Annotated in this window: 15 protein-coding genes; 14 read left to right on the top strand and 1 reads right to left on the bottom strand. The window is 34.3% G+C overall.

Annotation, left to right across the window (positions count from 1 at the left end):
• Nucleotides 1–140: 140 nt before the first annotated feature.
• From ABI657_RS05465 to ABI657_RS05530, 14 genes are all read left to right on the top strand, one after another.
• Complete coding sequence (locus tag ABI657_RS05465) at nt 141–1,481, top strand: hypothetical protein (protein WP_348096232.1); 1,341 nt, start codon at nt 141–143, stop codon at nt 1,479–1,481.
• A gap of 70 nt (nt 1,482–1,551) precedes the next feature.
• Complete coding sequence (locus ABI657_RS05470; RefSeq protein WP_348096233.1) at nt 1,552–2,571, top strand: T9SS type A sorting domain-containing protein; 1,020 nt, start codon at nt 1,552–1,554, stop codon at nt 2,569–2,571.
• Nucleotides 2,572–2,685: 114 nt separating this feature from the next.
• Nucleotides 2,686–3,429, top strand: a complete 744-nt coding sequence (locus ABI657_RS05475) for a hypothetical protein (RefSeq protein WP_348096234.1) — start codon at nt 2,686–2,688, stop codon at nt 3,427–3,429.
• Nucleotides 3,430–3,567: 138 nt separating this feature from the next.
• Nucleotides 3,568–4,920 carry a S41 family peptidase gene (locus ABI657_RS05480; RefSeq protein WP_348096235.1) on the top strand — a complete coding sequence of 451 codons (1,353 nt, stop codon included), beginning with the start codon at nt 3,568–3,570 and terminating at the stop codon, nt 4,918–4,920.
• Nucleotides 4,921–5,289: 369 nt separating this feature from the next.
• Nucleotides 5,290–5,574 (top strand): hypothetical protein, encoded by a 285-nt coding sequence (locus ABI657_RS05485; protein WP_348096236.1) that lies wholly within the window; start codon nt 5,290–5,292, stop codon nt 5,572–5,574.
• Nucleotides 5,575–6,353: 779 nt separating this feature from the next.
• Nucleotides 6,354–6,761 (top strand): ribonuclease E inhibitor RraB, encoded by a 408-nt coding sequence (locus ABI657_RS05490; RefSeq protein ID WP_348096237.1) that lies wholly within the window; start codon nt 6,354–6,356, stop codon nt 6,759–6,761.
• Nucleotides 6,762–6,861: 100 nt separating this feature from the next.
• Nucleotides 6,862–7,053, top strand: a complete 192-nt coding sequence (locus tag ABI657_RS05495) for a hypothetical protein (protein WP_348096238.1) — start codon at nt 6,862–6,864, stop codon at nt 7,051–7,053.
• Between the two features lie 1,092 nt (nt 7,054–8,145).
• Nucleotides 8,146–8,703, top strand: a complete 558-nt coding sequence (locus tag ABI657_RS05500) for a hypothetical protein (protein ID WP_348096239.1) — start codon at nt 8,146–8,148, stop codon at nt 8,701–8,703.
• A gap of 91 nt (nt 8,704–8,794) precedes the next feature.
• Nucleotides 8,795–9,073 (top strand): transposase, encoded by a 279-nt coding sequence (locus tag ABI657_RS05505; protein ID WP_348096240.1) that lies wholly within the window; start codon nt 8,795–8,797, stop codon nt 9,071–9,073.
• Nucleotides 9,074–9,280: 207 nt separating this feature from the next.
• On the top strand, nt 9,281–12,973 hold the full coding sequence (locus tag ABI657_RS05510) for a two-component regulator propeller domain-containing protein (protein ID WP_348096241.1): 3,693 nt from the start codon (nt 9,281–9,283) through the stop codon (nt 12,971–12,973).
• Between the two features lie 177 nt (nt 12,974–13,150).
• Nucleotides 13,151–16,120: a TonB-dependent receptor gene (locus ABI657_RS05515; protein WP_348096242.1), complete on the top strand. Its 2,970-nt coding sequence runs from the start codon at nt 13,151–13,153 to the stop codon at nt 16,118–16,120.
• Between the two features lie 16 nt (nt 16,121–16,136).
• Nucleotides 16,137–17,879: a RagB/SusD family nutrient uptake outer membrane protein gene (locus ABI657_RS05520; RefSeq protein ID WP_348096243.1), complete on the top strand. Its 1,743-nt coding sequence runs from the start codon at nt 16,137–16,139 to the stop codon at nt 17,877–17,879.
• A gap of 70 nt (nt 17,880–17,949) precedes the next feature.
• The gene (locus tag ABI657_RS05525; protein ID WP_348096244.1) at nt 17,950–18,921 is read left to right on the top strand and encodes a tartrate-resistant acid phosphatase type 5 family protein; all 972 of its coding nucleotides are present in this window, start codon (nt 17,950–17,952) and stop codon (nt 18,919–18,921) included.
• Nucleotides 18,922–19,163: 242 nt separating this feature from the next.
• Nucleotides 19,164–20,981 (top strand): alkaline phosphatase, encoded by a 1,818-nt coding sequence (locus ABI657_RS05530; protein ID WP_348096245.1) that lies wholly within the window; start codon nt 19,164–19,166, stop codon nt 20,979–20,981.
• Nucleotides 20,982–21,271: 290 nt separating this feature from the next.
• Here the strand turns inward: ABI657_RS05530 and ABI657_RS05535 are convergent, their stop codons facing one another.
• Entirely contained in the window at nt 21,272–21,589 is a 318-nt protein-coding gene (locus ABI657_RS05535) for an Arm DNA-binding domain-containing protein (RefSeq protein ID WP_348096246.1), read from the bottom strand.
• Nucleotides 21,590–21,595 lie beyond the last annotated feature (6 nt).

Here is a 21,595-nt window from a genome sequence, read left to right on the forward strand (position 1 = left end):
GCAGAGTCCCGCCTCTGGCAATGCAAAGTGAAAAAGCATAACCAGGTGACGGGATACAGAGGCGGGTATCCTTTAAACAGTAAAACGATCCGGATTTAAAAACAAAACAACCGGATTAATAATTCTAAACAATTAATATTATGAAAAATTTATTATTTGGGGCTCTAATAGCATTATCGCTTACTGCCTGTAGTGAGAATGAGACTGGATCAAATACAGATTCGTTTGGTATGCAATCAGCTTCTGCTGAGTATTCAGCTGCGTGTTCTAAACCTGTGCAAACGGTTTCCGGAAACATTACTGCTTCTACAACCTGGACTGCAGACAAAATCTGGGAAATTGATGGAATTGTAAATGTACCAAACGGTGTGACTCTTACTATTGAGGCAGGAACTTACATCAAAGGAGCCGTACCTAACGGCACCGGAGCTACTGGAGTATTGGTAGTACAAAAAGGAGGTAAACTAAATGCCAACGGAACTGCTACGGCTCCTGTAGTATTTACCAGCTACAATCTTTTGGATTGTGATGATGAAACTACAGCTAGTCCTGGAGATTTTGGAGGGGTTGTCCTTTTAGGGAATGCACAGGTGAATACAGGTACAGATTCCAATGTAATCGAAGGGCTAACAGATCAAGCTAATCCTTCTCAATATTACTATGGTTCTACTACTACTACCAATAATACTGATAACTCAGGGTCATTAACTTATGTGCGTATCGAGTTTGCAGGAAGAGTATTGCCTATAGGTTCTGACGGGAATGGTAACGAAATCAACGGATTAACAATGGGAGGAGTTGGTTCTGGTACTACAATCGACCACGTTCAGGTATCTTTTGGTAAAGATGATTCATTCGAATGGTTTGGTGGTACAGTAAATGCAACCAATTTAGTGTCGTATGCAGCAGATGATGACAATTTCGATTTTGACAATGGTTATGTTGGTACTATTAGCTGTGCTTTGGCATTAGCGAATTACAGCTCAACTCACAGTTTAAGTGGTACAAGCCCGGATTCAAACGGGATTGAGTTGGACAACAATGCATCTGGATCAGGAGCTACACCTTTTACACATCCGGTAATTAGTAATCTAACTATTGTAGGGGCTAAAAGCAGTACAAATGGTGCTTTGTATGAAAATGCTATTCACATACGAAGAAATGGTAGATTAACACTAAATGATGTGGCAGTTACGGGTTATCCGGTAGGCATCTTGAACGAAACAGTTAGTGGCGCTGCTGTGAATTCAGCACATCTTAACTTCACCAGTGTGACTGCTCACGGCTTTACGTATGCTACAGCTTCAAGAATAGGCAGCACTACAGCAGCGCTTACTATTTCTGGGGTAACAGCTACTTCTACGTCTAACCCTGCAACTGCCTGGGGGATGACTCAGCCATTCTTTAATGAAGGATTATGGGATGTTTCTTCAAGAAACTGTGGCGATTTCCAAGGAACCTGGACTAATTATTCGTTTTAACTTACAGTTTCATTAACCTGAAAACGGGCGGCAGCAAGATACCGCCTGTTTTCTTTTATATTTTACAATTATGAAAAATTTATTACTCTTTACTGCTTTATTAGTATTTGGCGTTAGCAACGCACAATTTATTGTTTGGGAGAACACCTTTGATACCCCAGCCGAAAGAGCTGGCTGGACATTTTATGACGGAAACAATAACAACAACACCTGGAATATAGGAAAGCACGTCGTTCGTAAAGCCGCAACTCCAAATATGTATGAGGAAGTATCGCCCGATAACGTTTTAAAATACAGTCGCTATATACCGAATGTTGTTGGCGGTCCTGCAAATTTTAAGGCCGATTATACCAACGACATAGAAGACTGGGTCATTTCTCCAGAAATTGATTTAACAGGAGCCTCTGGAAATATTATTTTGGCAGCTATGATAGGCAGAGTAATTACTTATAATACTACTTCTACAGCTAATAATACGGACAAAAGTGTTTTTGTTTATGTAAGTACATCCATAAAACCTGTTCCAGATGTAACCGATTTTAAAGCGCTGCGTACTGATATTACAGCAGCTTATGCTAATGGTAATATAAGTGTTATTCCTAAAATACTTAAAATTGCTAATGCTGATTATATTGATGCAGGCAACGCATTATTCGCTCAGGCAACGGCAGACCTTTCCCAGTATGCAGGACAGAAAATCTATATCGGATTCTGGCAGAACAATACTGTTGCAAACAACCCAGCGGCAATCTCTAGTAATCCATTTAAGGATACCAATTCATCCGCTACCTTCCAAATAGATGAGATGCAGATTTTTGCATCAGCTCTATTAGGTATTGATGATATAAACGCTCCTAAAGTTATTACCAAACTAGTTCAAAACCCCGTAATTTCTACTTTACAGTTACAATTAAACCCTGCTTTTGACCCAACCAATACTTTTGTTAAAGCATATAATATGGCAGGACAAGAAGTATTGGCTACAGCCTATAAAGACCAGATCGAAGTATCGGCTTTGGTTACCGGAACTTATATTCTGCATATAACAAATGGTACGGCGGTAGAAAAGTTGAAGTTCATCAAAAAATAAATATTCATCTGACAATAGCGAAGTGGAGAGCTTCAAAAAATTCCCGCAGCTATTGGTTTAGCTTCGGGAAACTAAAACATTTCGAAAGAAATTAAGAATAAAAACAAAATACTTATGAAAAAAGCAAGAGCTTTACTACTCGCCTTGTTAGTAGTTGCAACATCCTGCGAAAGTGAACTTACCAATGAATTTGACGTGGCACAAAAACCTGCAAAGGTCAATATAAAAGGTTTTTCTACTCCCGATGCAATAGAAATTAGGTTAGATGGTAAGCCAGTAATTATTAATGAGAATAGTTTCTATACCCAAAATATCGAAACAACCCTCAACTTTGTACTGGACAAAGGCGAAAAAAATCCCTTAGCTATTTACAACCACGAAACAGGTGCTCAAATCGCTACCTATGAAATTACTTATGACAATCTTACAGACTATGAGAATTTCTATTTTTTCAATTTACCTGATATTTTTCTCGAAGTCTACGCTGTAAAACCTACTATAAATGTAGGTAAAGTGGGCTTTAAGTTTCTTTTTGCTAATTTGGGAGAATTTTCAGGTACTGGACTTGAAAGTGTAAAAGGAGTACTAAAAAGAGAAAACGGGGTGGTACTTGCTACATTTGAAAACATTGGGAAAGATGATTTTTCTGAATTTAAGATTTACAATTTTTTCAGCAATACAGCACCCGTATTTTTAGAGCTTTACAAACCGGGTACTACAGAACCTTACACCGGCACAAGCCCCATAAAAGTACAAATCATTCAAACCTATGGTGTCAATATGATTGTGCTGCAGGAAAAACTAGAAAACGGAACAGTAGTGGTAAAAGGAGATATCGATATTGCAGATTACCTGTAATTCATAGATTTTCATATAAAATCTATGAATTTTAAAAACCTCATAAGTTTACCCCATGTCCCCATGTCCTAAAAAGATTCTCCAACTGGTGTAAACTGGCATTAATTTGAAAAGTTATTTTTAAACCCAAAATAAAGGATGAAGAAGTCAATTTTAATTCTCCTGTTTGCAAGTGTTTTGTTTGCCTGCCAAGCCAATGACGATATTCCTTTAACCTATGAGGAGGGTACAAATGAGTATGTAAACGATTGGATTTACACACAAATGAAACGCTATTATTATTGGAACGAAAGTATTCCTGGCAAAGGCAATTTATCGTTGCCCCCGAAGGAGTATTTTGGATCTTTAGTAAATAAGAATGATCGTTTTTCGTATGCGATCCATACCTCCTCAGCGGAAACTTTTCCACAAAGTCTCCCGAATTCATTTGGCTTTGACCTTTCTTTTGTTGAATTTGAAGGACGGATATATGGCGTAGTGTTGTATGTACTTTCGAATTCACCGGCAGAGAGAAATGGGCTTGAGCGTGGAAAGTTAATAACCGCCATTGGTGGCACGGCTTTAAACCAGGGAAATTATAATAACCTCTATCAAAATTTGATAGCTGCTAAAGATGCTAAGTTGCAGGTAGTTTCCTATTCTGAACAATCAGGGTTTACAGCCCCTCAACAGATTAATATTACTCAGGGGTTTACTTTTTTGCAGCCTGTCCTCAGCCAGGTTATTCCCTACCAGAATCATAAAGTGGGTTATATTGAAATACCGCATTTTAATGTTGGTCTCTCGCAGTCACTACTGAGTGTATTTCAGGAGTTTAAGAATCAGTCTATTAACGAAATTGTAGTTGATTTAAGGTATAATGGCGGAGGCGATGTCTCATCGGCTACAGCACTCAGTATACTTTTAGCTCCCAACATACAATCTACCAACCAGTTTATCAGGTTTAAGGGAAATTTCAACGGCGGAGAAGTGAACCAGACCTTTAAAGAATCACTGGAGATGAATGAATCCAAAGTCAGCTTTGAGGTACTTAGGGCTGCTCATCCACAAATTCAAAGGGTTTATATTTTGTGCGGCAAACATACTGCATCGGCTTCTGAAATAATAATCAACAACCTAAAACCGTTTATGGAAGTGATAACCATTGGAGAGAAAACCGTGGGTAAAGATGTTGCCAGTTTCCCGATTGAGGACGATAGGATGGGTGGTGGACAGGTAAGATGGGTTTTATACCCTGTAATCTATAAACTATTTAATGCTGAAGGGGAAGGCAACTATGCTGCCGGGATACAGCCAACAATTATGCTAGAGGAGTTTCAGGTATTAGAAGTATTCCCTTTAGGAAATACAAATGAAATACTGTTGAAACGAGCCTTAGGTTCCATTTCCGGAAATGGGCGAAGTATGAACATAAAGACCATACAAGCGCTTCAAAAACAACAGCCTGATGTAGTGTCTGAACCACTGATAATTAAGAAAATAGGGTATTAAAGATAACCAGTTAAAACGAATCTTTTAATTATTAAAAAACGCAAACTAGAGTGCAGGGAATTGATTCAAAAGAGCATAAGAATATGCTGGAGGCCTTTCGCAGGTTTGAGGATATACTCTGTAACAATAAACAAGAATATAACCATCTTTTTATATCGAATAGACAGCCCCCAAACTGTTGCAGTGATACAAATTAATCGGTAAATGTAAGTGCTTTTTTACATGATTGCATGTTATGTTACTATAATATGGTATGTAGCCCTAAAAAAAGAATAGAAACAAAAGATTTTCATAGAGGTTAAAGATTAAACTTGGAAGCTAAACGTTTGTGGCCTTAAGATTTTAGTCTCTCAAGATTAAGACAAAACAATGCAAGGATTAGACGACAAGAAACATCAGAATATGATTAAAGCTATAGATCGGTTTGAAAAAAATGCTCCTGCATGCAGTGATCTAATTCCCGAGAATATTGAAGAAATTATCCGCAAACAGATAACTGAATTTAAGGGTCTGTATGACTATTACCACATCTTGATGAAAGAACTTGAGGGATGTATAAAAAAATATAATGGCCAACACGAATCCTTACAAAGAAGGATATATCCCTGTGTCCGTAAAATGGAAACAGAACTCCGTCGTAAAAGGCGTTTTTAAAGAACATAGTAATTTTTTTTATTTCGTTAATTAAGTATGGGGAGTCGGAATGTCTCCTCTTTTTATTAAATTGTTGAGGCTTTCAGTAATTTATAATTTATTGACAGTCGGATTTAAAAAATCTTATTAGTTAAAAAATATATAAATTTGGCACAGCCGATCTGCCATATACTAATAAGGAAAAAGTGAAGGTAGTTGATCCGCATTAACTACGGCAATTTCTCTAATGTATTGACTGCTGGATCAAGTAAAGTGATCTCTATTTCGCCTAGCATTCAGGATTTCATATATGTATATATTGGAGCAGGCTAACAAATTCAAGATTTAGCAAATGCACTTCAATAAAAATCTCGAAATTAATAAGTTGTTCTTCCTTCAAAAATTAGATACTCTTCGCATAAATCAGATTTCTATATTATAAAGGATTACAGAGTCGCAAAAAATAGGCAACCAAGTTGAAAAACGTCTTTAAAGGTATATAGCGCAAGATAGTAAGATGTTGTTAGTTTTTTTTTTAGCTGGCAGGCAGGTCGATGATAGCCTGTCAGCTTTTTTAAAGATTATTAGTCTTTCTGCCATTAAGATAAAACTATTTATTAATGAAAATTTGGTAAATACTAGTGATTATTTTTAAATTAATTCTGTAAGTCACATGTACAGTAGAAAAATTGATTGTTACAAGGATCTGTTATGTTAAGTTTGTATTACCGAAGGTTATCTGCTTATATATTTACCTACTTTTGTTTTGAAATTTATAATTGTAAACTACCTCAAATAAAATGGAAATTTTAAGTTTTTTAAAGCCCAAAAAAAAGAAGCAATTTTTTGTTTCTGAAAATGAATTTACAGCGAATCAGGATAAACAGCTTCGACTTTCAATAGAATCACTGGTAAGTTTGCGTGATTCGGCAGTTGAAGAAGAAGATGAATTAAAAATTGATTATTTTTTTCATACTGATAGTTTGGAAAAAGCTCAAAAACTGGAAAGAGAACTGCAAAAGCTCGATTATATAGTTAATCATGGGAATGCTTTCCATGATAAAAATCTTTTTGTAATATCCGGTAGAACCCATGAAATTAAAATGATGCAGGAAACCTTGAGGAAATGGATTAAAGAGATGTGTGACTTGGGATACAAGTATGATTGCAGTTTTGATACCTGGAGAATTGTTATAGAATCTAAATAAAAACGGATATTTTTTCTTTAAATATTCCATTATGAGATGCTAATTTTATCCCTTACTGAGGCATATGTAAGTAATACTATAAACAATTTACAGAATAGATATGAAAACAATCCAATTCAGAACAGATGATCTCACCCAGTATACAATTAACATTTCTCAAATTACCTGTATGTTTCCATACGAAGAATCTCCTGGAACCTGGATTTATCTAAGTTGCGGAACCAGACTTAAAACTCTTCTTATTCTTGATATTATCTTAGAGATGATTGGCAAGGCTGAAAATGATCAATAATTAGGATAAAGCATTTTACGTGGGAAAGCGACCGCACTACACTTTTTAAAAATGACGTAAACTTGTTTTAAGAGATTAATAACAGTAACGAAAATAAATAATCTAAAAAAGGAAAAAGATTTAGTTAGTTGTTTTCTAAAAGCAGGATGTCTTAAAAGCATCCTGCTTTTTTGAGTTTAGCACCTTAAATACCATTAAAAACAACAAAATATGTTTGTGGATGATTCGACAGTAGTTTCAATAAAAAGAAGGAAAGAAGATTTTTAACAGGATATTTATCGAAGATAACTATAGTTTTTCTCTATAAGAAATCCTTTTTTTATGGAAGAAGGAGCGCAATTGTTCGCGGGGATATAAAAAATCATATGGGGATATAAAGTTCGCGAAATGCGTGATTTTGAAAATAAGTAGATCAGCCATAGAATTAGTTAGTCTAAAAACATGAACTCCCCTCATTCTAACACGGATTATGAAATAGGCTGATTAGATAATGGATTACTATGATACAATACGATATGTAAAGGGATATTATAGTACAAATCATCATCCAGCTCATATCTGTCCCTGTTTATTCGTATGTTCAGAGGCTCGAAATTTTTCAGGAGTATATCAGAATTGAGAAATTTATATCAAATAATTGAGCTGCTTTTTTAAATATTTTGTAAAAATAGAAGTATTTACTAAATGTTTTTCTGGATCTTTTTTGACTTTTTTATCAATTCCAATTTTTATAGGTACCATCTTATCATCCTGCTATATTTTTGATACTATTCTTCAATACCACTTCAAGATAAGCTGGTTTACACCTATTAATTTTACTATGCTTTATTCCGGAATTCTATTTGCTTTATATTTTTACAAATCCGATTTGCATTTCTGCCTGCGATTTAGTTAAAGGTTAAAGGATTCTTTACATTAAACTATGAAAAGGGATTTTGTATTTTCAATGTTAAGTTTTTATTCTGAAGTAAAACTTAACATTGAACAATTGTTTTTCAAGTTATATTTGCTAACAATTTAGTAACATTAAATTAATATTAAAACAATAATGGATCTGTGTAAATTTTAAAATCAAAATACAATATCTGCCATATGAAAGAAAAAGAAAATACAAATGAATTAAATCAAAATATAGAGGATTCTAATGCAAATGCAGTGGAACAAACTCTTAAAAATGAAACTATTGCTGAAAATGACATTAAGGCCGAAGAAACAGATTCAGCAACAGCAACACAAACTACAAGTACAAAAAAAACAGCAGTTAAAACTACGAAAAAGCCTTTGATTTCAGAACCAGAAGCAACAGAAAAAAAAGAAGAAGCCCTTTCAATTGAAGTTTCACAGGAAACTGAAGAAATTGCTAAAGAGGATGTAAATAAATCTAAAACTAAAATTAAAAAGAAAAAGATGAAAGAAAAAGAGAAAAGTAAAGAGAACGACAAAGAGAAAGAAAAAGCAAAAAAGAAAAAACTGGTAGCTAAGAAAAAAGATCAGTCTAAAGAGGATAAAAAGAAAGAAAAAGCCAAAAAAGCCAAACAAAAAGCACAGGCAAAAAAGAAAGCAAAAGCCAAAAAAGCGAAAGATAAGGCCAAAGCCAAAAAAATAGCTAAAAAGAAGGCAAAAAAATCGAAATCGAAAAAGAAAAAATAAAAGGTAGTGTCTCACTAACTGTGTAAGTTAAAAAATGATGGGGTTATTAAACCACCATCATTTTTTTTAACTTTAACTTTTACACAGTCTTATGAAAAAAGAAGATTTATTATCAGATGAATTTTTAAAACAATTCAAAACGGGCGAAGACCTAAATGGTTTTCTAGCGCAACTACAAAAGCGAGGGATAGAAGCAATTCTATCTGGAGAGCTGGATTCTCATCTAGGATATGAGAAACATGAAAAGACAATTTCATCCAATGCTCGTAATGGTTTTTCCAATAAGAAGATAAAAACTTCATTTGGAGAATCAGAAATCCAGGTTCCGTACACCTTTCCATATAATCCTCTATATAGATGTTTATCATAATTATTGGCCAACATTGAAAAATATATTTAATATCCTCAAATCCTCCACAAACAGACTCAATTTTAATTTATAAATTGCCTTTTATTCAAGTGTTTTTTTTATTTTTTGTGCTAATTGAGAAAACACCCTTTTACCTATTTAAAACTTAACATACAATTCATGTTCAGGTAAACTTGTGATTGTATCCTTGTTGGTTAAAACAAACAAATGGTTACAAGGTTATTTGTCGTATGGTTTATTACGCTACAGGCATTTGGACAACAAATAAAGTTTGAGAATTTTACCACAAATCAAGGTCTGTCAAATAATTCGATAATTGATATTGAAAATGATAAAGACGGAGGGCTGTGGATTGCTACCTGGGATGGGTTAAATTATTATGATGGCTTTAACTTTAAAGTTTTTAAACATAATTTTAATGATCCTAAAACGATTTCCAGTGATTATATAATGAAACTTACAAGGGATTGTGCCGGTTATATCTGGCTTATTACAAAAGAAGGTGATGTAAATCGGTATATAGGAAACGGGGAATTTGCCAAATTCAAGTTTAAAGGTATTGCAAAGAGCATTCAGCTTTCCCAAAATGGGAATATGGTAGTACAAACCAAAACAGCTTACTACGAATTTAAACAAGGAGTTTTTGTTGCGATACGTTACAATTCCGTAAAGAAAACAGCTACTGACTATCTAAAAAGTATCTTATTAAAAAAATATCCTGCACTTATTATCAATGATGTTTTAAAAGACAAAGATGGAAATATCTGGTATGCGACCAGAAAAAACGGAGTGTATATCATTGCTAATGATGCGAGTAAAAATATTCAACATTTTACTTCTGATTTATACCTGCCTTATTCTTTTAAGAGTGATGAAATTGAAACATTGCACGAAGATGCTTTTGGAACTGTTTGGTTAGGGCAAAAGGATGGTGGTTTGAGTATGGCTTATCCAGGCTCAGAAAAAATAAACACAATACTACCACATCCTGTAAAATACCCTAATTTACCAACAGAAACCATTAGGGCTATTACGAAAGATACAAGTGGAAAGACCTGGCTAGGTTATTACACAAATGGACTGTATCAGTACAATGTTAAAAGCCATTCTTACGAAAAATATGTAATAAAAGAAGCGGCTTTAAATCCGGACTGGGAAAGAATCAGGAGTTTATTTACGGCGAGTAACGGAACAATCTGGGCTGGAACATATAAAGGAATCATACGTATTTCAGGTTTAAAATACGATACTTATGAGGCTGAAAAAATTAAAGAACTGCCAAATAACAGATCTTATTCTATTTATGAGGATGATAAAAAACAGCTTTGGGTAGGATGTTGGGGAGGTGTAGCTAAATTTAATTTGGTAACTGAAAAATTTGAAAGCTTTAAAGGGCAAAACACACTCGATAAATATCATATCAGATGTGTCAATAAACACAAGCAGAATTTAATTTTAGCCACTGAACACGATGGTGTAATAGTCTTTAATTTAGACACTAACAAAATAGACCAAATTTCAAAAGAACAGGGTATCTTAGGCAATAGTGTTTATTCTTTACTGATTGATAAGGCAACTGATAATTACTGGATTGCTTCCTTAGGTGGTGTCAGCATTTATAATAAAAAAAAGGGATTGGTTAAAAACATGACAGAGGCTGATGGCCTTCCAAGTCACATGGTTTATGGTCTTATTGATAATGGAGACAAAGTTTGGATAAGTACCACTAAAGGAATTGCATCTATTTCTAAAAATAATTTTAAAGTCACTTCCTTTAATCCAAATCAGGGATGGCAGGCACCTGAATTTTCAGAAGGGGCTTATTATAAGGATAGTAAAGGGCTTTTCTATTTTGGTGGTGTAAATGGGCTTAATTATTTCAATCCTAATATTATGAATTCTTTTATATATAATGCAAAAATCAAATTGAAAGTAGATGGTAACGAAAATTATTTGCCCACAATTGAAAAGAGTTTTAGTAATAATGAATTAGAAATTGAAATAACCCCTGTTGTATTTCCTAGAGAAGACATAGGTAAAATTTATTATAAATTAGAAGGAAGAGATAAGAACTGGATTCTATTACAAAATACCCAAAAAGTAGAGTACGCCAATTTATCCTCTGGGAGCTATGAATTTTTGATTAAACAAGGTGAAAATGGAATTACTAAACCAGTATTTTTCACATTATATATCAGTAAAGCATTTTATGAGACAATCGTTTTTTATATTTTATTATCGTTTTTTATATTAATTGGCTGTATGCTGCTGATTTATGTTAAAAATAAAAATGCAACAGCGCAACAAAAATACCTAATAGCAAAAATACAGGCCCGTACTGCAATAATTGAAAATCAGAAAAAAGATTTAAAAGCCATTAATGAAAAACTAGATGAAAAGAACAAAAAAATTTCAGAACAGAAAGAAAAACTTTTAAAACTCCACAGTACTCTTAAAAACGAAAATTTTGAAATTGAAAAATTTAAAACCTTTATGCTGGCTGAGTTTCAGGACCCAATTGCCAGAATAATCAAAATTTCAAGTGCCTACAAAAAAGACAATGAATTGCAACGAGATTTACTTTTGCAATCGGGTAAACTGGCTAATCTTATTTCAGAATGGAATTATTTAAGTTATGTTAAAGATATTGGTCCCATTAAAAAATCAGCCGTTAATCTGTTTCCTGTTTTAAAAAGCAGTGTCGAAAAATTAAAAAAAGAGCTGCAGCGCAATCAGGTTAATTTGAATTGTGAAATAGACAATTCCTCTAATTTTATTGCCATTGATGTAATACGGGTAAAGTTATTACTGCAATATTTTCTAAATGATATCAGTAAATATTCTGAAGGAGAGAGTAGTTTAAATATTGAAATTGGATATGAAAATAGCTTTTTAAAAGTTACAGTGGTTTCTGATAGCATCATCCTAAAAAATAATTGGTACAATATTCAGCATTATAGTCCTTACTTTAAAGCTTTGCATGTATTACTGGACGATTTGAAAGGAGAATTTTTCGATAACTCAGACGAGAAATTCTCAAGCACTTTAAAGATTCCTTTAGAACTGGTGGATGAAGATTTAAAAATTAAGGAAACAATTTCCTGGAAGTATTTTAATGAACAGGACGGTGTGTCTTCAGATAAAGAATTGTTTTTAGTTTTTAGTGACCAATCTGATTATACTGCTGCAAATCAGGTTTTAGAAAATAATAATTCTCACCTGCTTTTCGAAAATTCAGTCGCTAATTTAAACTCAGCCGTTAAGCAAATTAACTTTTGTGCGTTGATATTTTATCAGGTAACCTTCTCAAAAGAACTGGTTCATTTCTTAGCATCCAATAAAAAGATTTTAGGTCTTAAAATGCCGATGATTTATATATCTGAAGATATTAATTATGAATTGCATGAACAATTATTAGAGTTGGGTATTGATACGCTTATTCAGTTGCCTGCCAGCTCTTCATTTATAAATAAAAAAATCACTTCTTTAATTTATAAAAACAAAGATTCGCAGCAGCAAAATAAAATGCAGCAAAGGATATTTGAAATTTTGACAGATGATGATCCCGTAGTAACAAATAATGATAAATTGGTAAAAAAAGCTTTAGAAATAATAAAAATAGAGTTACAGGATTCTTCTTTTAATGTAGAAACACTTGTAGAAAATTTAGGAATTTCAAGGGTAAAATGCTACCGTATATTTAAAGAAACATTGAATCAGTCTCCTTCTGATGTGATCACTTCTTTTAGATTACAAAAAGCAGAAATACTATTAAAAACCAAAAAATTAAATATTTCTGAGATAAGTTTCGAGTGTGGTTATAATGATCCAAAGTATTTTGGGCGTTCTTTCAAAAAATATTTTGGAAGAAGTCCTAAAGAACACAAAGCATTGCAATAGAAGTTTCTGTTAGCTCATTGTTTGCCCAAGGTTAGGTCAATGTTAGTGTACAAAACACCCCATTTTTGTCGTTAATTTTATCCTAATTTGAATCTAAAATCCTCTTTTGTGAAGCAAAATTACCCCATTTGGCAAGTGGCTTAATATACTTTTGGCAAAACAAAAAATAGTATTTAAATGAAAAAATTTTATGCATTGTTAATTCTTGCCTTAGGATGTATGTCCTATTCCTATGCGCAGGGAACGGTATCAGGAGATGTGTTTTCTGATCTTGAAAAAGTACCAGTACCAGGTGTCTCTGTATATATTAAGGGAGAACCAAAAGGAGCTGTAACAACAGATTTTGACGGAAATTTTAAAATTAAAGTACAACAAAATGAAGGTGTTTTGGTTTTTTCCTATGTAGGATTTAAAACAAAAGAAGTTGCCTATTCAGGAAATCAAAAACTGACTGTTGCCTTAACAGAAGAGGTTAGTACCTTAAACGAAGTAGTAGTTGTTGGGTATGGTTCTCAAAAAAGATCTGACGTAACCGGAGCCATCGGTTCTGTTAAAAGTGAAGATTTTAATAAAGGAGTTGTGGCAAATACCGGACAGCTTATTCAAGGTAAAGTTGCGGGGGTGAATGTTACAGCTGCAAGTGGTGAACCTGGAGCCAATCAGGACATTATTATTCGTGGAGTGGGGAGTTTGCGTTCAGGTACAACGCCACTTTATGTAATAGATGGATTTGCTTTGGACAATAGTAACAATGGTGTTGCTTCAAATCCTTTAAACTTTATCAATCCACAGGATATCGAAAGTATCGATATTCTTAAAGACGCATCTGCTGCTGCCATTTACGGATCCAGAGCTGCAAATGGAGTAATTGTAATCACAACTAAAAAAGGTGCAAAAGGGAACGCTAAAATAAACCTTTCTATGTCCACAGGACTTTCAACACTGGCCAATAAGGTTGATGTTTTTAGTGCTGATGAATTTAGAAGAAAAGTTACTGCCAGTAATGGAAAGTTAATTGATGGCGGCGCCGACACCGACTGGCAGGATGAATTGACAAGAACCGGAGTTTCTCATGACCTAAATTTATCAATGAGTGGAGGAACCGATAAGTCAACTTATGCAGCATCTTTAGGAATAGATAATCAAGAGGGCATTTTCGAAAATAGTGATTTAAAACGCTACTCAGGACGTTTAAATTTAAATCAAAAGGCATTTAACGATAAGTTTAATGTTGCTTTTAATTTGACAGCTACAAAACTTGAAAATTCACGACCGGATATCAGAAATATTGTCGGTAATATGCTGACCATGAATCCAACTAATGCCGTTTATGTAAATGGAGAACCGAATGTTAATTTAAGTAATAATGTTGTGAATCCTTTAATTAGTCAGAGAATTTACTCAGATGAGACAAACAACAATCGCATTTTAGCGAATATTGCACCCTCTTACGAATTCATAAAAGGTTTAACTTATAAATTTAATCTTGGAGTTGATTACTCTATGTCTGAAAGAGATATTCAGTTAATGCCTTATACATCGTCTACTAATACAAGTTTAAGTACTTTGAACAATATTAGTACTACTAACAATAATATTTTATACGAAAACACTTTAACCTATAATTTTAGTGCGAAGGCTCATAATTTTACCATTTTAGCGGGGCAGTCTTATCAGAAAATACAAGTAAATCAAAAGAATTATAATTTTGAAGGATTTCCTGATAATGGAATAGAACCGAAAAATCAGTTAGAAACAGCTGTGAAATCTACAGGCCATAATTCATCTGCAGTAGAAAATGAACTTCAGTCTTTTTTTGGAAGGTTAAACTACGGTTATGAAAATAAATACCTACTAACAGCCACTTTACGTGCTGACGGATCTTCTAAATTTGGTAAAAATAACAGATACGGTTATTTCCCTTCTGTTGCATTGGGATGGAACATTACAAAAGAAGATTTTTTAAAAGAATCTGAAGTTGTAAACAATCTGAAACTAAGAGCAAGCTGGGGTCAGACCGGCGTTCAGGAAATTCCTTCTAAAATAACTAAAGCAAGTTATACTGAAAGCAATACAGGAAACAACACGTATCCTTTGGACCCATCAGCTACAGATTTAGGCGGATATCCATATGGTTCAGTCTACACCCGTTTAGCTAATCCGAATATTCAATGGGAGGTTTCAACACAAACCAATATAGGTTTAGATTTTAGTTTATTCAATAACAAATTATCAGGTACTGTTGACTATTTTAATAAAGTGTCAGAAAATATTTTATTAGAAGTAGCACCGGTAGACCCTATTCAGCCTGCACCAAAATATTGGACGAACATTCCTGATATGCAGATAAAAAACAGTGGTATCGAACTTGCTTTAGATTACAGCAGTGATAAAAGCAAAGACTTCTCTTATAATATTGGCGGAAATGTTTCTTTTACAAACAATAAAGTACAGGACTCACCGTATAAGATATTAACAACCGGAGGAGCACAAGGAGGGGGACAGTCCGGAGCAACTATAAACGGGGCACTTAATGGAGACTCTATAGGTTCTTTTTACATACTTGAATTTACAGGCATTGGTGCTGATGGTTTGAATCAGTTTAGAGATGTAAACGGGGATGGTGTAATTAAAGACGATGACCGTATAGTAGCGGGCAGTGCATTACCAGATTATATTTATGCTTTTTATCTAAATTTTAAATATAAAAATTTTGACTTAGGGCTTAATTTTAATGGTGCCGGCGGAAATAAAATTTACAACCACGTTGCAATGACTTCATTTACAAAAGGACTACTTGCAAATTCTTACAACACAACAGACAGAGGTTCGGAATTTTTAAATGAGGCCTCAACGAATTCAAATACAGTATCTACAAGATATTTGGAAGATGGGAGTTTCTTAAGATTAAATAATGCAACTCTGGGATATAATTTGAGTCCAAGAATGATTGGACTGGATAATGTAATGGATAACATACGTCTTTCTGTAACCGGACAAAACTTATTTCTGATTACAAATTATAGTGGTTATGATCCTGAAATTAATACAGGGACTTCAGTTGGAGAAATTCAGTCGTTTGGAATTGACTACTTCAGCTATCCTAGAAGCAGAACCATTTCAATTGGTCTAAATGCAGCATTTTAATCAAAAATATCAAAACATGAAAAATAAAATAATAGTAGCAGCTCTTGCATTCAGTTTATTATTTAACTGGAGCTGTACCGACTTGGAAGAAAAAGTATTGGATGAGAACTTAACAGGAGCCGGACAGGCAGAAGCCATCAGCGGTGCAATTGCACCGGCGTATGGTCAATTAAAAGCGACCTGGATACATACCAATAATTTCGGTTTGCAGTTAATTGCCAGTGATGAAGGAATATTACCTTACAGAGGAGGAACTGACTGGTACGACGGAGGTAAATATTTGGCTGTACATGCACATACTACTACGCCTACTAATGACCTTGTTAAATCTACATGGAATGAGCTCACTATAAATATTTCCAGAACATTGACTGCGACTGAAGTTTTAAAACCTCTTGCAGAAGCCGGAAATAAAGAAGCAGAAGGAGCACTTTATGAAATGATAGCACTTAGGGCTTATTTAAATATGCAAACATTAGACAGCTGGGGGCTTGTGTTTAAAAAAGAGTCATCGGCAAGCATTTCACAAATACTTCGAGGACAAGATGCTGTGTCTTATATAGAAAGTGAATTACTGTCTGTGGCCGACGTAATCAATAATACCAAAGGACCGGGTAGAATGACTCAGGCGGCAGTTTGGGGCCTGCTTTCCAGATTATATCTAAATGCTGCTGTTTACCGTGATCCTTATGGAACACCTCAATTTACTGCTGCTGATATGGATAAAGTTATTAAATATACGGATAATATTATAAACTCAGGAAAATTCAGTTTATCTCCAGAATATTTTGACTTATTTGATGATAATAATAACTCCAATAAAGAATTAATTTTTGCATTGGACCAGCGTGGTGTTTTAAGAGATGAAAACAATCGCTGGGCATACTGGTCGATACCGGGATCTATGTTTCCAAGACCGGAGTCAATTAATGCCGATGGAACAGATGGCCCGGCTATTACATCAGATTTTTATCAGACATGGATTGATGCTTATGGTGCTGTAGACCCTGCAGATGCTGATTCGAGATTTTATAAAAATAATGCAAAAGTACCTGATAATCTGAAAGATCTAACCGGACTTTCTCCGTTAAATGATCAGAATCATTACTATTGTGTAAAAGCGGAAGACTTTGAAATTGACAGAGGAATTATGAGAGGTATTCCATGGGCTGCAAGAAAAGATGCCAATGGAGCATTCTTTAAATGTGATGGCGGATATAGAATTTATCCTGTTAAACAAATTAAAGGAAACGGACCAGATCTAAATGTAGGCTATGTAAACCTTAAAGAGAAAGTTGATTTTACTAAAGAAGGAAGTATGCACTATTCCGGATACCGAGTTTCTAAATACCAATTCAGCCACACTTCTCCTGATGGAAATTATTTCAGTAGCGTTGACATGGTATTACTTAGGTATGCTGAAATTTTTATGATGCGTGCTGAAGCTAAATTAAGAAAAGGAGACAATGCAGGTCCATTGGCTGACATAAATACGGTAAGAACTTCACGGACTGCCCGCGCTCCAATTCCGGCTGCTCTTCCGGCTATCAATTTAGATATTTTGTACAGAGAATATGGTTTTGAGTTTTACTGGGAAGGTTTAAGAAGAACAACTCAAATTCGTTTTGGACACTTTGAAGATAAATGGACAGAAAAAACAGATACTAATGTAGACCACAGGCTCTTCCCAATTCCTCAGGTTGCCATTGATGGTGCATCCAATGTTCCTGGTTATTTAGTACAAAATAAAGGGTATTAAATCAATTAGATTATATTTTTTTGAGGCTGCCGGTTTTCTCATGCAGCCTTCAAATTTTAATTATTAGAAAATGAAAACACCATTGCTACAAAAAAACAGCATAATAATATTTATTTGCACACTCACTATAAATTTTGCTGTTGCCCAAACAAAAGATACCAGTATCAAAAAATATTCGAATGCGTTAAATTTTATTGTAATGGGCGATTGGGGCAGATTTGGCGAAGACCATCAAATTCCTGTAGCGAAGCAAATGGGTATTACTGCTAAAGAAATTAACCGTGATTTCATCATTTCTACTGGTGATAACTTTTATCCGGTAGGGGTAGCAAGTGAACATGACCCACAATGGAAATCTTCTTTTGAGGATATTTATACTGATTTTTCACTCCACTGGAACTGGTATTCGGTATTAGGAAACCATGATTATGCCGGAAATCCTGATGCTCAGGTTGCGTATTCAAAAATAAGCCGCCGTTGGAATATGCCTGACAGATACTACAGCAAGACCTTTAATATAAACGGAGATCCAAACCAGCAGGTACTAATCGCTTTTATAGATACCAATCCTTTAATTCCGGAGTTTTATAAAAATGACGTTTATGGTAAAAATGTTATTTCACAGGATACCACCGCTCAAAAAAAATGGCTTGTTAAAGCCCTGACTACTGCACCTAAAAGTGTAAAGTGGAAATTAGTTGTCGGACACCACCCATTGTTCACGGCAACTTTGAAAAGAAGGGAAAGCTATGATACAAAGGCAGTACGAAAATCATTGAAATCACTTTTTGATAAATACCAAGTAGATGCCTATATAGCTGGACATGATCATGATCTGCAGCATTTATTGCCAGAAGGCAAGACCAACTATTTTGTTTCAGGTTCAGCTTCTGAAATCACACCAATAGATAGTTTACCTTTTACTAAACTGGCTGCTTCAGAATATGGTTTTATGGTATTTTCAGTTTTAGCCGATATTTTGTATGTACAGGCTGTTAATGAAAAAGGAGAGGTGATCTACAATACCGAAATAAAAAAATAAACGGCATACAATAAAATCTGTTTCCCGTTTATTGACTCAAACTCATTTTTTATTTAGTAATATATAAAAAGCAGGTAGAAGCCAAATCAATTCATATTGTTTTGTTTAGTTTTTTTACGCTGCAGGTTTCTCAGGCCTGCAGTTGTAAAAAGTAAAAGCGACATTATGTACTAAAAGTAATAAAATAAAATTCTATGCCAGGCTACCTACGGCTTTGGAAATGAATAAATTTCTATTTTTCAATGAAAAAAATAATAACCCTTTTTTGCCTCCAATTTTTCCTGTTTACACAAGCACAGGGATACACTTGTTCTAATATTCATTCTCATAATGATTATGCTGGCCCACTGCCTTTTTTCGGAGCTTATTCTAATGAGGCAGGCGTTATCGAAGCAGATGTTTTTTTAGTTAATAATGAACTGTTTGTTGCCCATACTTCTAAAGAAATAACCCAACAAAATACACTAAAGAGTTTATATCTTGAACCGCTTTCAACTAAATTAAAAAACGTAGCAGGAAATGTCTATCCAGATAATAAGCCTTTGATTTTGATGATAGATGTTAAATCTGATGGTGATGCTACTCTAAAAGCAATTGTACATCAGCTACAAGCATTTCCGGAGATCATTTCTATTAAAAATATTAAAGTGGTTATTTCAGGAAACAGGCCATTATCGTCGCAATGGACAGCATATCCTGAATTTATTTATTTTGACGGAAGACTGAATGAAAATTATTCGCCGGAAGAATTGTCCCGTGTTGAAATGATCAGTGAGGATTTAAAAAAACTTACGATATGGAATGGTAAAGGTGTTTTGACACAAGCTGACTTACAAAAGATACAAACAGCAATTAAGAAGGTGCACGATCAGCATAAGAAAATCAGATTCTGGTCTACGCAGGACAATGTCAATACGTGGATGACTTTGATGAATTTAAAAGTTGATTATATTGGTACCGATAATGTTGCGGCATTAGCACAATTTATTCATAACCTTAAAACAACATTTTATCAAAACACAGAATTTCATACCGCATATATACCTAAAAATCCGCTATCTTTTGCAAAGAAAAAACCAAAAAATGTGATTCTTCTTATTGGAGATGGAATGGGTTTAGCTCAAATTTATGCAGGTTACACAGCTAATAAAGGACAATTAAGTCTCTTTAATATTCCAATACAAGGGCTTTCTATCACTAAGGCATATGACAGTTATATTACCGATTCGGCAGCAGGAGCAACAGCTATGGCGACAGGGAATAAAACCAATAACCGATTTATCAGCGTTGATGAAAGCGGAAAACCTTTGAAATTAATTACGCAGCAGTTAGCAAAGAAAAAGTTTAAAACAGCCATTATCTCTGCGGGAAATATAACAGATGCAACTCCCGCGGCATTTTACGCTCATCAGCCTGAAAGAAGTTATAATGAATCAATAGCCTATGATTTTTTAAGCAATCCGTCTGATATCTTAATCGGAGGAGGTATAAAAGAATTTAAAGCCAGAAAAGACGGTAAAGATCTTTCTAAATTGCTGATTGAAAAAGGATACACATTTTCAGATAAGTTTAGCAGTTTAGATACCATTAAAAACAGTAGGATAATCCTTTTAGATGATGCGGCAGTTGTTTCTATAAAAGAGGGGAGAGTCGATTTTTTAACCAAATCTCTATCGAAAGCTACTACAGTTTTTTCTAAAACAAAAAATCCGTTTTTTATTATGGCCGAAGGAGCACAGATTGACCACGGCGGACATAAAAATGATTTAGAATATGTAGTTCGCGAGATGCTTGATTTTGACCAATTAGTGGGACAAGCAATGGAATTTGTAGATAAAAACCCTGAAACCCTTTTAGTAATAACAGCCGACCATGAAACGGGTGGATTATCATTAATTGATGGCAGTGTAACCAAAGGATATGTACAGGGAAATTTTAGTACAAATGATCATACAGCTATACCTGTTCCAGTTTTTGCTTATGGTTCGGGATCTCATGTTTTTTCAGGTGTATATCAAAACACAGAAATCTATACCAAAATAATGGAACTACTTTTTTAAAATTGTTATTGTATAAGGATCTAAAGCTAAACAGGAGTGTTCTTTTAATTAGAAAACGTTGTTTTTACATCTTCATAAAATTGGGCAATTTGAACCTAAACTTTTTAGAATTTATTTTTTCTGGATTATTAATTGTTAAAAATAGTTTGGTCCACCATCTTCCACAAAATTCTGCATGCTAAATTTTTTCAATTATTTGTAGAGCAGTATCATCCGGAACCCTGGTTTTAAGCTTAGTAATAATAGGATATCCCAACCCTCTTAAAAAAAAGGGGCGCATATAGGTGCACTCAGGAAATTGATCTTCCCATAACATGGTCCATAATCTTTTGGGAAGTTATGAGTTTTCCGGTGTACATAATTTCTGATTTGATTTCATGGATCTTCATAGCGAGTGAATCCAGAAAAAAGTTCAGGGATTTTGCATCTTCTTTTGTACCTGTTGCTCTCTCGGTTTTCTGGTTCCAGCGCTCACTGTCCCATTTCCGTCTTGTGGATGCTTCTTTCGGGATTCCGTCAACGGTTATCCTGAAATAAACGATTCTAATGTTACTCTCATTGCGGGATGCTTTCAAAAAGAATATCAACCCAAAGCTGTTCTCTAGCATAATTCA

Origin of the sequence: Flavobacterium sp. (genome assembly GCF_039930565.1) — a bacterium.
GTDB lineage: Bacteria > Bacteroidota > Bacteroidia > Flavobacteriales > Flavobacteriaceae > Flavobacterium.

Coding starts and splice junctions, on each gene's coding strand:
- ABI657_RS05480 (WP_348096235.1), top strand. CDS start 3,568: ATGAAGAAGTCAATTTTAATTCTCCTGTTTGCAAGTGTTTTGTTTGCC.
- ABI657_RS05535 (WP_348096246.1), bottom strand. CDS start 21,589: ATGCTAGAGAACAGCTTTGGGTTGATATTCTTTTTGAAAGCATCCCGC.
- ABI657_RS05530 (WP_348096245.1), top strand. CDS start 19,164: ATGAAAAAAATAATAACCCTTTTTTGCCTCCAATTTTTCCTGTTTACA.
- ABI657_RS05495 (WP_348096238.1), top strand. CDS start 6,862: ATGAAAACAATCCAATTCAGAACAGATGATCTCACCCAGTATACAATT.
- ABI657_RS05520 (WP_348096243.1), top strand. CDS start 16,137: ATGAAAAATAAAATAATAGTAGCAGCTCTTGCATTCAGTTTATTATTT.
- ABI657_RS05510 (WP_348096241.1), top strand. CDS start 9,281: ATGGTTACAAGGTTATTTGTCGTATGGTTTATTACGCTACAGGCATTT.
- ABI657_RS05525 (WP_348096244.1), top strand. CDS start 17,950: ATGAAAACACCATTGCTACAAAAAAACAGCATAATAATATTTATTTGC.
- ABI657_RS05515 (WP_348096242.1), top strand. CDS start 13,151: ATGAAAAAATTTTATGCATTGTTAATTCTTGCCTTAGGATGTATGTCC.
- ABI657_RS05485 (WP_348096236.1), top strand. CDS start 5,290: ATGCAAGGATTAGACGACAAGAAACATCAGAATATGATTAAAGCTATA.
- ABI657_RS05470 (WP_348096233.1), top strand. CDS start 1,552: ATGAAAAATTTATTACTCTTTACTGCTTTATTAGTATTTGGCGTTAGC.
- ABI657_RS05475 (WP_348096234.1), top strand. CDS start 2,686: ATGAAAAAAGCAAGAGCTTTACTACTCGCCTTGTTAGTAGTTGCAACA.
- ABI657_RS05505 (WP_348096240.1), top strand. CDS start 8,795: ATGAAAAAAGAAGATTTATTATCAGATGAATTTTTAAAACAATTCAAA.
- ABI657_RS05465 (WP_348096232.1), top strand. CDS start 141: ATGAAAAATTTATTATTTGGGGCTCTAATAGCATTATCGCTTACTGCC.
- ABI657_RS05500 (WP_348096239.1), top strand. CDS start 8,146: ATGAAAGAAAAAGAAAATACAAATGAATTAAATCAAAATATAGAGGAT.
- ABI657_RS05490 (WP_348096237.1), top strand. CDS start 6,354: ATGGAAATTTTAAGTTTTTTAAAGCCCAAAAAAAAGAAGCAATTTTTT.